At 74.9% G+C, this 14,179-nt stretch carries 8 protein-coding genes; 2 read left to right on the top strand and 6 right to left on the bottom strand.

Translation table 11 applies throughout. The features are described from left to right. Both OERS_RS16195 and OERS_RS16190 read left to right on the top strand, forming a co-directional pair. A partial coding sequence (locus tag OERS_RS16195) for a helix-turn-helix domain-containing protein (RefSeq protein ID WP_139107891.1) occupies window positions 1-319 on the top strand: 319 nt, incomplete at its 5' end. Window positions 320-323: 4 nt separating this feature from the next. Next, a complete protein-coding gene (locus OERS_RS16190; protein ID WP_068627001.1) occupies window positions 324-755 on the top strand; it encodes a VOC family protein in 432 nt (143 codons plus the stop codon). Between the two features lie 44 nt (window positions 756-799). Here the strand turns inward: OERS_RS16190 and OERS_RS16185 are convergent, their stop codons facing one another. The 6 genes from OERS_RS16185 to OERS_RS16160 all read right to left on the bottom strand — a co-directional run bounded on the left by OERS_RS16185 (window position 800) and on the right by OERS_RS16160 (window position 13,779). Next, window positions 800-2,539 carry a bifunctional 3'-5' exonuclease/DNA polymerase gene (locus OERS_RS16185; protein ID WP_068626991.1) on the bottom strand — a complete coding sequence of 580 codons (1,740 nt, stop codon included), beginning with the start codon at window positions 2,537-2,539 and terminating at the stop codon, window positions 800-802. Window positions 2,540-2,638: 99 nt separating this feature from the next. Further along, a complete protein-coding gene (locus OERS_RS16180; protein WP_068626989.1) occupies window positions 2,639-4,861 on the bottom strand; it encodes an SWIM zinc finger family protein in 2,223 nt (740 codons plus the stop codon). Beyond that, window positions 4,858-6,087: a VWA domain-containing protein gene (locus tag OERS_RS16175; protein WP_211268499.1), complete on the bottom strand. Its 1,230-nt coding sequence runs from the start codon at window positions 6,085-6,087 to the stop codon at window positions 4,858-4,860. The genes OERS_RS16180 and OERS_RS16175 overlap by 4 nt, the downstream gene beginning before the upstream one ends. Continuing rightward, on the bottom strand, window positions 6,084-8,843 hold the full coding sequence (locus OERS_RS16170) for a DUF5682 family protein (RefSeq protein WP_139107890.1): 2,760 nt from the start codon (window positions 8,841-8,843) through the stop codon (window positions 6,084-6,086). The genes OERS_RS16175 and OERS_RS16170 overlap by 4 nt, the downstream gene beginning before the upstream one ends. After that, entirely contained in the window at window positions 8,834-9,985 is a 1,152-nt protein-coding gene (locus OERS_RS16165; RefSeq protein WP_083201542.1) for an ATP-binding protein, read from the bottom strand. The genes OERS_RS16170 and OERS_RS16165 overlap by 10 nt, the downstream gene beginning before the upstream one ends. Next, entirely contained in the window at window positions 9,979-13,779 is a 3,801-nt protein-coding gene (locus OERS_RS16160; RefSeq protein WP_068626985.1) for a DUF4132 domain-containing protein, read from the bottom strand. The genes OERS_RS16165 and OERS_RS16160 overlap by 7 nt, the downstream gene beginning before the upstream one ends. Window positions 13,780-14,179: the final 400 nt, after the last annotated feature.

The following is a 14,179-nucleotide window of genomic DNA, read 5'->3' as shown; positions in this document are numbered from 1 at the left end:
GGTCCGGGTGCCCGAGGTCGCCGCGCACGTGTGGCTCAGCACCCGCCAGCTCTCGTCGCTGTTCACGGCAGAGCTCGGCCTGAGCCCGGGAGCCGCCTGCCGCCTGGTCCGCTTCGACGCTGCCCGGGACGCCGTCCGCGCGAGGTCCCTGGCGCCGTCGGGCCCGAACCTCACGGCGATCGCCGTGCGCACCGGCTACGCCGACCACTCCCACCTGGTGCGGGACTTCCACGCGTTCGCGGGCCTGAGCCCCACGGCATGGTTGGTCGAGGAACGCGCAAACATCCAAGCCGGGGGCGGTGCCCCGCGCGCAGGCTGAAGGCATGGACACCGACAGAACACCTCAGGCACAGGTCTGGCCCACGCTCCAGGCGCACGACGCGCCCGCGCTGATCGACTTCCTCGTCGACGTCGTGGGCTTCCGGCGCAACACCGTCATGACCGACGAGGACGGGCGGGTCGCGCACGCGCAGCTCGACTGGCCGCCCGGCGGGGGGATCATGCTGGGGTCTCACAAGCCCGACGGCGAGTGGTCCCGTCAGCCCGGCACGTTCGGGGGGTACGTGGTCGCCGGGGACTCCGGGAGCGGCGTCGGGGTCGAGGAGATCGAGGACCGGGCGACGCGCGCCGGGGCCACGATCCTCACCCCGCTCCGTGAGACCGACTACGGCAGCCGTGAGCTGGTCCTCGCCGACCCCGAGGGCAACCTCTGGTCCATCGGGACGTACCGCGGCGAACCGCGCGCCGACCTCTGACCGGTCGTCCGCCAGGTCCTGGGACGTCCGTGAGCGCCCGCCGCCTACTTGGCCTGCGAGTAGTCGTCGACGATCGCGACCGTCAGCGGGAAGTCGACCGGGAAGTCGCCGAAGAGCAGCTTCCCGGCCTCGGTGCCCGCGGCCCGGATCTCGTCCGCGACCTGCTCGGCGAGCTCGGCAGGGGCGTGCACGATGATCTCGTCGTGCAGGAAGAAGACCATGTGCGGCTGCTCGGTGAAGGGGGCGGGAGCCCGGCCCGGGGTCCGGGCCTGCGGCATCGCGGCGAGCCGCCCGCGCAGCGAGGCCATCCAGCACAGCGCCCACTCCGCGGCGGTTCCCTGCACGACGAAGTTCCGGGTGAAGCGGCCCCAGGCGCGGGTCTGGCTGCGGGCGCGGGACTGGGCGTCGCTCGACGCGGACTCGTCGTACGCGCCGCCCTGCGTCTCCTCCCAGCCCGACCCCGGCGGGGGCGAGCTCCGCCCCAGGCGCGTGGTCACGATCTCGCCGCGCTCGCCCGCGCGCGCGGCCTGCTCGACGAGCTCCAGGGCCCGGGGGAACGCCTTGGCCAGGCGCGGCAGCATGAGTCCGCTCTCCCCCGTGGTGCCTCCGTACATGGCGCCGAGCATCCCGATCTTGGCCTGCGCGCGCGTCTCGACCGCGCCCGCGTCGACGATGCCCTGGTACATGTCGCCGCCGCGCCCGGCCTCTGCCATGACGAGGTCTCCCGAGAGCCCCGCGAGGACGCGGGGCTCGAGCTGAGCCGCGTCGGCCACGACGAGCTTCCAGCCCGGGTCCGCGACCACGGCCGACCTGACCTGGTGCGGGAGCTGGAGCGCTCCCCCGCCGTTCGCGGCCCAGCGCCCCGTGACGACTCCCCCGACGACGTACTCGGGCCGGAACCTCCCGCCGCGCACCCAGGTGTCGAGCCAGTTCCAGCCGTTGGCCGTGAGCAGGCGGCTGAGCTTCTTGTACTCGAGCAACGGGGCCACGACCGGGTGGTCCACCCGTTCGAGGTCCCACTTGCGGGTCGACTTCACGCCCACCCCGGCGTACTCGAGGGCCTTGAGGAGCTCGGGTCCCGAGTCGGGGTTGAGGGCCGGCGCGTCGAGCGCGGTCCGGACCTGCTCGGCCAGCGCCTCGAGGCGGGCCGGGCGCAGGCCCAGCGGCGGACGTGTCCCCAGGACTCCCGTGAGCATCGCGTCGTGGAGGTCCTCACGCCACGGCAGCCCGGCATGGCTCATCTCGGCGGCGACCAGGGCGCCCGCGGACTCCGCGGCGAGCAGCAGCCGCAGCCGCCCCGCGCCCGACGACGTCGCGACGGCCTCGAGCTGCCTGTGCAGCTCCCCGACCGGGTCGGGTGGGGAGACGGCGCGCCGGTCGCCGAGGTCGAAGAGCGCGTCGGGACGGTCGAGCCCCGGGACGGGGGCGGTGGGCACGGGGTGCATCTGGTCCCACGCGTCGCGCGGCGCGCGTGCGAGCGGCGTGCCGACCGTGAGCGTCGAGCGGCGCAGGATCGCGCGGGACAGCCGCAGGTCGTGCGCGCGCTCTACCCGTCGGCCCGCTGCGAGGGCTGCCGGGTACCAGAGGTTGGTGTCGTCCCAGACCCAGCGGGTCACCGGGGCCGGGGAAGGCTCGCCGCTCCGACCGTCCGGCTCGCGCGCGAGCAGCCCCGGCCAGGGCGCGTGGGTGCGCGGCGGGGCGAGAGGCTCGCCGCGGGCGTCGAGGTCCTGGACGTCGACGAGGCCCGGGTCGGCGGGCGACGTGCGGAGCGGGACCGAGTACACGACGCAGAGTCTGCCGTGCGGGTCTGACACTCCTCGTCGCACCGTCCGCAGGCCCCGTCGCTCTCCCGGGCCGACGAGCGCACCCCTGGCCCGGGTCCGTCATCCCGTGAGCGCGAGCGCCCGCCCGAGCACGAACCGCGCCCGCAGCACGTTCTCCGTCGTGGGGTCGGCGAGCAGGTCCGCGAGGGACCGTCCGACGGTCGCCATCCCGAGGTCCCCCGCGAGGCGCTGACGGGCGGTGAGGGCCTCGTGCTGCCATCCCGTGAGGCGGCGACGGCCCGTCGCCCCGAGCGAGTCGACGACCTCGAGCGCGGGTTGGCAGACGCGCACCACGGGCCCCCGGTCGACCGGCTCCGCGACGTGCGTGGTCGACCCCTTGCGCAGCGCGGCGATCCGCGCCGTGAGGCGACGCATTGCGGTCCAGCCCGGCGCGGTGCGGTACACGGGCGACATCGAGGGGGAGAAGAGCTCGATCCCCCCGGTGCCGTCGCGCAGGAAGATGCCTACCGGCTCGTCCGCTCCCCCGCCCGGCTCGCGCTCGACGAGGACCGCGACCACCGGTCGGCGCGACGCCACGACCGACAGCAGCGCCTCGACGCTCCGTTCCTGGTCGACCGCGACGCGCAGGACCTGCGTGCCGCCGTCGGCCGCCGTGACGGGCCAGGTGACCTCGCGCCGCACCTCCTCGACCCCGATCGCTCCCGTCTCGCGCACCATGACCAGGCGCACCCGGCGGGCCGCGCGACCGAAGCCCACCGTCCCGGTCGTCGCCGAGTCCCGGAGCCGGTCGGCGACGGTGCGCAGCTCCTCGACGTCGAACCTCCCGTCGCCCACGCGCCGCGTGCGCGAGGTGACGCTGAGGGTCCCGTCGGGGCGGGTCTCAGGGGCGTCGAGCGTGAACGGTCCCGCGCAGACGCTCGCGACCGAGGACCCCCACAGCATCGGCAGTTCCACGTCCCGGCGGAAGGCCGGGTCTGCCCCCGAGGGGCGTGCGGCCGTCGCCGTGCGCACCACGCCGTGCTCCTGGTCCCAGGCCGTGAGGGTCATGCCGCGCGCCCCGCTCGCTGCCCGCCACCACCGCACCCCGAGCGGCACGAGGCGTCCGGGGCGTTCCTCGCCCTCGTCGTCCGCCGCGCCGCGGGCGCGCCGGGCCGGAGCGCCGACCAGGTCCGGCAGGGCCCCGGCGGGGGCGTCGCGGAGCGCGGCCGCGAGCGCCCAGGCCTCGGCGAGCGCGCCCAGCGCGTCGGCCTCGGTCACGTCGTCGTCGCGCGATGCGAGGCCGTCGACGAGCCCTGCGGCGACGAGCAGGAGCCGGTGGAGGAGGAGCAGGCCCACGAGCCGGGCACGTCCGGCCGCGCCACGCAGCGTGTCGGCGGCGTCGGCCCCGAGGTGGGACAGTCCGGCATCGACCGCGTGCCCGACGACGGCGCTCGCCTCCTCGATCCCCGCCCGCTGGGCGGTGGTCAGCTCACCCGAGCGCTCGACCTCGATCTCGTGGGGCCACGACCACGAGCGTCCCTCGCGGGCGAAGGCCCGGACGACCGCCTCGAGCCGGGCGGCGGCCTGGTCGGCGGCGGTCGACTTCCCTGCGACGACCATTCCGCCGTAACCCGCGGGGGCGACGAACACGACGACGTTCGACGGCCCGGCCGGTACCGTGGCACGGCCGTCGCTCGCGCCGCCGGTGGCCGGGCGCGCCAGGCCACCGATCGGCCACGAGATCGTGAGCCGTGCGCCGTCGACCACGAGGTCGCACGCGTCGGTGATGCCGTTCCCCTCCGCCGCGACTCCCGCGAGGAGCACTCTCGGCAGACGCTCGACGACCCGACGCACGGCCACCTTGCCCGCCGCCCGGCACACCTCGGCCGGGCTCAGGGAGAGGAGAGCAGCCAGAGGGCTGGCAGCCTCGTCAGTCTTGGCGGGTCCGGGGCCGGGGCCGTGGCCGGGTCCGGGGCCCGCAGGGTCGCCATCGCCGCCGTCCGTTCCACGGTCCGCCGCCGCAGCCCCAGGACCGGCGTCGTCCACGCCGGGTTCGGGTGCCGGGCCCGCCGGGTGCTCGCGGGCCCAGAGGCACGCGGCCACGACGTGCTGGCACACGCCCGCCGTCGGGCACGAGCACGACGCCGCGACCGGACCCTTCGGCCCGAGCCGGACCACCGCGGACCCGCAGGCGACCACGACCTCGTCCGGGGACTCGGACGCGAGCGACACCTCGCCCCCGACGAGGTCCTTGCGGGCGCGCCGCAGGAGGCCCGCGTTGCCGAGCGCGACGAGCGCTGCGTCGTCGTACCCCGCGAACACGGCCAACCACGCGGGCGTCATACGAGCACCTCCCCGAGCCACTCGGCGAACCGCTCGGGCGTGAGCGCGGCGACGTGCATGCCGCTCTCGGCCAGACGACGGGCCGTGCCCTGGTCGTAGACCGGCTCGGCGGACTCGTCGAGCGCCGCGAGGCCGAGCAGCCGGACGCCCGACTCCGCGAGCCGCCGGACCGACGCGAGGAGCTGAGCCACCGACCCGCCCTCCTCGAAGTCGCTCACGAGCACGACGACCGTGCGGCTCGGGTTCGTCACCTGCTGCTCGGCGTAGCGCATGGCCTTGGCGATGTCGGTGCCCCCTCCGAGCTGGGCCGTGAGCAGGACCGCGACCGGGTCGTGCGCGAGGTGCGACAGGTCGACGACGCTGGTGTCGAACACCGCGAGCCGCACCGAGATCCCGGGCAGGGCCGACATGATCCCCGCGCAGACCGCACTGTAGAGCAGCGAGGCCGCCATGGAGCCCGACTGGTCGACGAGCAGCATGACCTCCCACGTCAGGGTCCGTCGCGCCCTCGACACGAACCGCACGTCCTGGACGATCAACCGGCCGGACTCGGGGTCGTAGCGCGAGAGGTTGGCCTGCAGCGTGCGCTTGCCGTCGAAGTTCTGGCTGACCTTGTGCATCGAGCGGCGCGACCGGTCCTTGCGGCCGCTCAGGGCGGTCGCGAACTGGGGGCGCAGGCGTCGCACGATGTCCTCGACCACGCGCGCGATCACGGTGCGGAGCCCGGCCGCGGCGCGATCGTCGAGCCGGCCGCGGACCTGCAGCAGCGCGGTCGCGAGCTCACGGCTGGGCTCGAGGGCCTCGGCGGCGGTCGGGTCGGCGAGCAGCTCCGTGAGCCGGTAGCGGCTCACCGCGTCGACCTGCATGCGCTCGAACGTCTCGCGCGGGAAGAGCGTGCGTGCCTGGCCGAGCCAGTCGAGCGCCTTGAGCGCCGAGGGGTCGAGGCTCCCTCCGCCGCCGCGAGCGCCCGGCTGCTTGCCCAGACGGTGACCACGCTCGACGTACTCACGGTCGTAGAGGTACTGCAGTGCGCGCTCGATCCCGGCGTCGCCCGGCCCCTGCTGGAGCTCCTGGGCGGCGTAGCGGCCCAGGACGAGCCGCCAGCGACGAGCGGCCTCCTGGTCGGTCACCTGGCTGGTCGCTGCCCCTCCCGCACGATCGGTCACGGGTGCGAGGGCGCCTCGGCCCAGGTGGGGGTCGGCACGCCCGGTGTGCGGGTCGGTCACGGGTGGTTCTCCTGGAGGTCGTGGTGGTCGCCCTGGTCGTCGAGCACCTGGTCGGCGGGCGAGCCGGTGGGGCCGACAGGGCCGTCGAGGCCTGCTGCACCGGCCGCGGCCGGTGCTCCGACGGGCTCGCGGCGCGTCCCGCCGCCCCAGGCACCGAGGCCGTCGCGGTCGAGCATCGCGGTGAGCTCGCGCTCGAGCGCGAGGCCCACCTCGAGGTCCCGCTCGGTCGCCGTCAGGTGCACGTCGATCCGCTCGGCGCGCGTACCGGTGCGATCGGCCACCTGCTGGGCGAGGTGGTGCGTCTCGGCGGGCTTGAGCCAGGTGAAGGCGCGGCGCAGGTCCGGCAGGACGGCCAGGAACGCCGGCTCGTCGAGGTCGCGCAGCCCGGCGTGGACCGCGTCGAACAGCTCGGGGGTGTGCAGCAGGAGGTCGGGGGCCGCGCGCAGCAGCCCGCCGAGGAAGCGGACCGCGGCGACCGGGTCCGCGCCGGGACTGAGCTGGGCGCGCACCTCGGCGACCAGGACGTCGTCGCCGAGCGAGTCGTCGACCGACGCGAGCGCGACGAGCGCTCCCCGCACCCCGGGCGCCGTCGCGCGATCCTCGCGCAGGCGGGTCAGCTCGCGGCGCACGGGCACGGGGCCGCCTGCCCCGGGACGGGTCGGCGCACCGCCTGCCGCGGACGAGGCCGGTGCGCCGCCCGCCTCGGGCGCGTCCGCGAGAGGCCGCGCGACGCCGTCGGGCACGGTGCTGAGCGCACCCGCACGGTGCACCTCGCGCAGGAGGTCGCGCAGCGAGACGAGCGTCCCGACGGCCGCAGGCTCCGCGTCCGCGTCGACCTTCCCGAGGCCGGGGACCAGGTAGGCGGCCGTCGCCAGACCGTGGTCCACCAGGTCGAGCAGCTCGGGCGCGTGCCCGTCCAGGCCGAGCTCGACGCGCGCGTCCCACAGGTCGACGAGGCGGTGCAGCCCGCCCACGACCGACTCGAGCGACGGGTCGACGTCGAGCGTCGACCGCAGCAGCGCGACGAGCCGGTCGAGATGGTCGGTGAGGCCCAGGACGACGGCCTGCGCCACGAGTCGCGCGACCCCGAGGGCCGAGCGGCCGGTCGTCGCGAGCTCGTGCTCGAGCCGGTGCAGGCGGTGCACCGCGACGGCCTCGAGCGTCGCGCCGTGGTGCGAGAGCTCGACCAGGGAGGCCTCGACGAGCGGCGTCCAGGCGTACTCCCACTCCTCGACCAGCAGGCCGAGGCCGCGACCCGAGACGTGGTCGGGACCCGAGACCCGGTGCGCGAAACCGCTCCCCACGAAGTCCGTGAGGGCCAGGAACGCCCGGCGTTCGCGGTGCCGGGGCGTGCGCCGCGCGTCGAGCCTCGTGCGGCGCGGCGTCGAGTCGGTCACGACGAGCCGCAGCGCCTCGGCCCGTTCCCGGGCGCGCTGGACGAGCGGGGGCGACGCGAGACCCGGCGGGACCTCACCCAGTGCCCGGCCTCCGAACACCTCGGCGACCGCCTGCCCCAGGGGACGCCCGAGGCCCAGGTCGAGCCCGCCGTCGTCCTTGACGAAGCACGAGGTGAGGGCGTCGAGCAGGTCGGTGCGCCCGGGCCACGGTCGCTCGCGCAGGTCCGCGAGACGACGCGCCTGCTCGGCCGCCGACGCGACCTCGGCGAAGCTCACCTGCGCGCCACGGGTCGTGGCGGCGGCCGCGACGTCGACGAGCAGCGCGGTGCTGAGCGCCGCGGGCCCGGTGGGGTCGCGATGGGCGGCCCAGAGGCGCTCGTAGTAGCCGGGCGAGGGCATGCCGGCCCCGTACCCTCGCAGGCCGTCGAGCCGTTCGTGGTCGTAGCGGATCAGCCAGGCGTCGGCCGCAGCCGGGTCGCCGTAGCCGCCCGCCGGCCGCCGGTCCACGACCGCCCCGCCCTCGGGCGCCCCGGTGAGGGCCTCGACGAGCGCGAGCGTGTGGAACGCGCCGGTCACGACGACCACGGGCCCCTCGACCCGCGCCCGGTGCTCGGCGACGCGGGCGGACATGAGGGCCTCGCGCGCGAGCGACCCGTCGGCGTCGAGCACCTCCTCCTCGTAGTCCAGGCGCGCGAGCGCGGCCCACGCGAAGACGTCGTCGAAGAGCTCGCGCCAGTCCGTGGGCTGCTCGCGCGTGCGCGCCTCGAACAGGTGGTCCCACACCTCGTCGTGGTCGCGGCACCCGAGCCGCTCCGCGATGGCCGCGACCGTCCGCGAGTGCGCGAGGTTCCGCTCGGACTGCAGGGTCCGGGCGAACGCGTCGTCCTCGGCATCGCCTGGTGCGTCAGGTGCGTCAGGTGCGTCGGGCGCGTCCGACGCACCCGACGCGACGGCCGCCTCGCGCGCGGCCCAGGACCGGTCGACGAACGCGACCTCGGCTCCCAGCCGGTCGGCCGTGCGCAGCGCGACCCACTCGGGCGAGAACTCGGCGAGGGGGTAGAACCCCGCCCCCTTGCCGTCGATCCCGAGGCTCAGCACGGCGACGGGCGGGCGCGTGCGGGGGTCGAGCAGCGCGGGCAGGAGCCGGCCGTACTCCTCGGGCCCTTCGACGAGCACGACGGCGGGGCGGACCTCGTCGAGGAGCGCCTCGACCGCGAGCGCGCAGGCCGGGCTGTGGTGCCGCACCGGGGCGAGGTAGATGCCCTCGGCACGCAGCTGCTCGACGCCGGCGACCGCACGCTGCATCCGCTCGGGTGCGAGCCCCCAGGCCGCCCGCACCGGCCCGGGTGCTACTGCCACAGGGACTCCGCCGCCGAGAGGAACGACTTCCAGCGCGGGTCGCGCCGCGCCCGCTCGCGCACGACGTTGTCGACGTAGTGCCGCAGCCGACGGGCGTCCTCCTCGTCGCCCTTCGAGGCCACGCCCGCGAGCTGGCGTGCGACCTCGGCAGGGGTCACGGTGCCGTCGCCGAGGTACCGGGCCTCGAGCGAGGCCGCGACCGCGACGTTGACGGCCTCGGCCGTCGACATCACGGTCTCGGGCCGCTTGACGGGTGCTCCGTTGCTCGTGGAGCCGGTCCGCAGGTCCTGGAACGCCGTGACCAGCACGTCCAGGACGTCGCGCGAGAGCGGAGGGCGGTCGGCGGGCGCACCGAGCTCGGCGGTCAGCTGCGCCTCGATGAGGTCGATCTCGAACTGGCGGTCCGTCAGCGGCTTGATGGTCTCGAAGTTGAACCGTCGCTTGAGCGCGGCCGACATCTCGTGGACGCCCCGGTCCTTGAGGTTCGCGGTCGCGAGCACGTTGAACCCCGGCCGGGCCGAGACCCTCGCCTCGCTCCCGAGCTCGGGGACCATGAGCTGCTTCTCGGAGAGGATCGAGACCAGGGTGTCCTGGATCTCCGGGGCGCAGCGCGTGATCTCCTCGAACCGGACGATCTTCCCGGCGCTCATGGCCTGCTGGACGGCCGACGGCACGAGCGAGCGCTCGCTGGGCCCCTCGGCGATGAGCAGCGCGTAGTTCCACGAGTACCGGATGTGGTCCTCCGTGGTGCCGGCCGTGCCCTGGACCGTGAGGTTCGACGTGCCGCTCACCGCGGCGGCGAGCAGCTCGGACAGCATCGACTTCGCGGTGCCGGGCTCGCCCACGAGCATGAGGCCCTGGCGTCCCAGCAGGGACACGACGGCACGGTCCACGAGCGGGTCGTCGCCGTAGAACTTCCGGCGCACCCCGAGCTCGGCGTCGCCCACGACGAAGGCGCGCACGGCCCGCGGGCTGAGCCGCCAGCCGGGCGGCAGCTCTGCGCCACGCGCCCGGTCGGCCGCTTCGAGGGCCGCGAGCTCGTGCGCGAACCGCACCTCGGCGGGCGGGCGGATCTCCTGCGCCGCCTCGCGGTCCAGGACCGGGGGCGTGCCGCTCGGTGCGGCGGTCGGTGTGGTCACCATGCGCTCTTCTTCTCCCACTCGGCGTCGAAGCTGCCGGCGGCAGCGACGGTCAGGTAGTCGCGGTAGGACTCCGCGACCAGGACGGGCGGCAGGTCCGCCAGGCGCGCCTCGGCGCTCTGCCCGTAGGCCCGCGTCGTGCGCCGGAAGACCAGCTGGGTGAGGGCCGCGGGGATGTTCTCCTCGGGCAGGAACGCGCCCGTGAACTCGATGATCGCGGTGATACCGACGCTCGGGTACGCCTTCTCGTAGCCCGAGAACCATCCGCCGTCCTCCGCTTGGCTGCGCGAGTACCCGAGCTTGGTCGCCCGGCCGCGCACCGTGAAGCTGTCGGTGAGCCAGCCCTTGCGGTCCGCGATCGATGTTGCCTTCTGGTCGGTGACGGGGACCGCGACCTCGAGCTGGTCGAACAGCGGCTTGATCTCGTAGTCGGCGAGGTGCTCGCGCCAGCGACCGGCCTGGTCCTCGCCGAGGAGCACGCCGTGCGCGACCGACACCGTCGCGCCGTCGGCGAGGGTCACGTCCTCGTCGTCGACGTCGATCAGCACTCCCCCGTCGCCCGGGCGGAACGCCCGCTGGTCGGGGCCGGGGTTCTCGAGCCAGACGAGACCGGCCGCGAGCCGCGACATGATCGGGTGCCCCAGCACGAACTCCTGCCAGTCGGCGGCGGGCCACTCACGTCCGGTGCACATGGCCTCGTACAGCCGCTGGGTCTGCAGCGCGACGACGGCCTTGAGCTCCTTGCGGCTCGCGGAGAGCTGCGACTTGGCGGCCTTGACCTGCTCGGCGTCGTCGTCCACCCGTGCCGCGGGCAGGGCCTTGACGACCTTGCCCGCCTCGTTGGTGAGCTCGAGCGTGAACGTGGGCGTGATGCGTCCCGTGTACTCGCGTGCCCCGAGGTGCAGGTGCAGGATCCCGTCGTCCTCGAAGCCCGCGGTCTGCACCGTGCGGTCCGCGAGCTCCTCGGCGGACCAGCCCCGCCGCTCGGCCAGGTCCTGGGCGAGCGCCTGGGCGGTCGCCTGCACGGTGGCCTGCCGGTGGCGGCGCGCGACCGACAGCAGGAGCTGGATGGCCGCCGGGTCGCCGTTGGCCGCGAGCGCCCGGACGAGCACCTCGATCTGCGCGCGTCGGGTGTTGTGCGCCTTGAGGTACTGCTGGGCGGCACGGGACAGGTCCGTACCCGGCATGCCGACGGTCAGGGCGAGCAGCCCCTTGTCGCTGATGGCCGACCCCAGGTAGTTGGCCTGGTGCTCGCGGAACGCGTCCTGGTGATGCTGGTCGACCGTCCTGGACGCCTCGGCCTCGTAGTACTGCGGGTGCTGCTTGTACCAGTGCTGGTAGCGGTCGTAGCGCTGCTGGGCCTCGCGGTCGGCATAGGCGCGGCTCTCCTCCGCGGAGGGGCCCCGTGTGTCCTGACCGATCCACGCGTCGAGCACGAACCGGCCGAGCGCCGCGCGGCTCTGGTCGTCGAGCAGCGAGACGTAGCGGGCGATCAGGCCGAGCCCGCTGGGGTCCTTGAGCTTGACCGCGAGCACGACCCACCACCGCACGACCTCGGCCGGCACCGGCTGGGCGTCCGCGGCCCACCGCAGCTGCGGCAGCCCGTCCACGGGGAACCAGGCCATGCTCGCAGGAGCCTTGCCCTTGAGCCCCTTGGTGGCCTCGGCGAGCAGGGTCGCGGGAGCGATCTCCGTGGAGATGTCGTCGCCGAGCGCCTCGAGCGCACCGAGGAGCGCCGCTCGGGCCACCTCGCGGCGTTCCTTGGCGAGCGCGGCACGCAGCGCCGGGATCGCGGCCGGGTCGCCCAGGCGCTGGAGCCAGACGGCGGCCGTGACTCGGATCTCTGTCTTGCCGTCACGCAGCCCCTGCTCGGCGAGGTCTCGCGCACCGGCGTGCGACTCGAGCACCTTCTGCGCGGCGACGCGGTGCGTCTTGCCGTCTCCGAGCGCCAGCTCGGCCAGGCGTGGGAGGTAGCGGTTCGGGAGCGTGGGGAAGCCGCCGAGGATCGTGAGCGCGACCTCGAGCCGCTCGGAGCGGCTGTAGCTGTCCACCTTGGTCGGGGGACGCAGGCCGAGGTGGGTCTCGAGCGCTGCCGGGTGCTCGGCGTAGTAGGGCCACAGGTGCTCGGGCGCGAAGGTCTCCCGGGCGAACCAGGAGTCGAACACGAGCTCCGCGACGGCGACCTCGGAGTCCTGGACGCCCGCGCGCTCGACGCCGTCGGCCAGGATCCGCACGTCCATCGCGAGGTCGGCCGTGGCGTTGAGCTGGTACCAGGGGTACCGCTGCCGGCCCCCGCCGTGCGAGCGTGCGAAGCGGATGTCGTGGAGCATGGTCAGGCCCTCGAGGCGGTTGCGGATCGCGGGGGCCTGGAGCTCGACGAGCACCGTGCGCGGGGGCACCTTGGTCAGGGCGCCGGAGAGGTACTGCGCGACCTGACGGAGGTGGTCGTCGGTGATGGCCGACAGGTCCTTGACCGCGCCCCGGGCGTGCGTGAGGCGCCAGCCCTGGGCCTCCGCCTTGGGCAGGGCCTCGAGGTCCTCGAGCTCCTTGCGGGCCGCGGCGAGGCGACGGTCGACCGCGTCGCGCGCCGAGCGCACGAACGGCTCCCCGAGCTCGGCGTCGGGCAGGGGCGTGAAGGGAGGGAGGACGAGGGGCTCGTCGGCGGCCACGGTCTCGACGTCGAGGGCCGTGGCCCGCTCGAGCGCGTTCGAGAGCAGCGTCCCCCGTGCCCCGCGGCCGTCGGCGGCGTGCGCGCGCCGCAGCGCGTCGATGCCGCCCTCGACGCCCACGAGGTGGGTCACGAGGCCCGCGAGGCGGCCCGCGGGCATCGTGGTGAGCAGCGGCTCGAGGAGCTCGACCTGACGCGCCGCGGGCAGGGCCGCGAGGTTGCCTGCGGCCTCCTCGCGCACCGACTTCGCGCTGTCCGTCGCGAGCTGGGCGACGAGCCCGACGAACTCGTCACGCGCCGCGGGCTGGGCGCGCAGGAACTGGAGGAGCTCGACCTTGCCGGTCGCGCGCAGCAGCGGAGCGAGAGCGACGACCTCGGCGTGATGGGCGACCAGGTAGTCCTCGACGCCGGGCTGCGCCGCGAACACCGCGAGGGGGTCGCCGTAGTAGTCGGCCGTGACAGGACGGTCGAAGATCGCCGCCACGACGGCGGCCGGGATGCTCGCCTCGGCGACGCCGCCGTCGCGCAGGATCGCGACCAGCAGCTCGGGGGTCCATGCGCTGCGGATACCGGGCTTGCCCCCCTTGCCCCGGGTGCGACGGTCGCCGCACGTCTTGGCGACGTCGGTCAGCAGGGCCGCGAACCAGGCAGGAAGCCGGTCCGAGGCGCGCGAGACGTCGGGCGAGACGGCCGCGAGGAGCCGTCCGAGCCGGACGAGCGCGTCGATCGCGACGGGTTCGGTGAGCGTGTAGAGGTTGCCGCGAGCCGTCGTGCTCTTGTCCACGTTCCAGCCGGGCACGTGCTCCTTGATGGCCTTGTCCTGGGCCTGGCTCGTGTAGGTCCACACGCCCAGCGTCGCGGGCCGGTTGAGCAGACGGTCCGTCGAGTCGTCGCCACGCTGCGAGAGCTCGGTCACGAGCTCCGGTCCCTCGCCCGTGTGGACGTAGGCGACGGCACGGGCCGCGAGACCGGGGGTGTCCGCGTCCAGGATCTTCAGTCCGTCGATCAGCCGAGCGGAAGGCTTCGTGTGCCGCGCATCTTGTGCTCGGTCGACCCCGAGCGACGTCCCGCCGCCCTCGACCGCACCGTCGTGGTCTCCCTGGAGCCAACCCTTGATCTTCTCGAACACGTGTCCCCGCCGTCTCGTCCAGGCCGCCGGACCGGGTCCGGAGGCCGCCGCGCTCCGTCGGCGCGGCGTCGGACGTCACAGTAGGAGAAGCCACCGACACGCACCGTTGCTGTCAGTGGAGAACGGTCGCGGCAGCCGGCTCGTCCGCCGTCCAGCCCGGTGGGAGCCCGCAGCTCGGCCGTCCGGTCGGGGCGGTGCCTGGCCCCGTGACCAGCGCGGCCAGCGCGGGCGCGCATCGGCTCCTGCGCGAAGGCGTCGCCTCCCTCGTCGCCGATACGGCCGACGTGAGGGCGCTCCTTGACCCGCCCGCAACCGGCGGTGAGCGGACGTTCGAGCGTAAGTCAGGCATCGCCCGATCCGCGCCCCGGCAGACGCGTGCCCTGTGGGTAGCCGCCAGTCG

The sequence above is a fragment of the Oerskovia enterophila genome, from assembly GCF_001692445.1.
Taxonomy (GTDB): Bacteria; Actinomycetota; Actinomycetes; order Actinomycetales; family Cellulomonadaceae; genus Oerskovia; species Oerskovia enterophila.
Note: the sequence above shows the minus strand (reverse complement) of the source record. Positions and strands in the feature narration are given on the sequence as shown.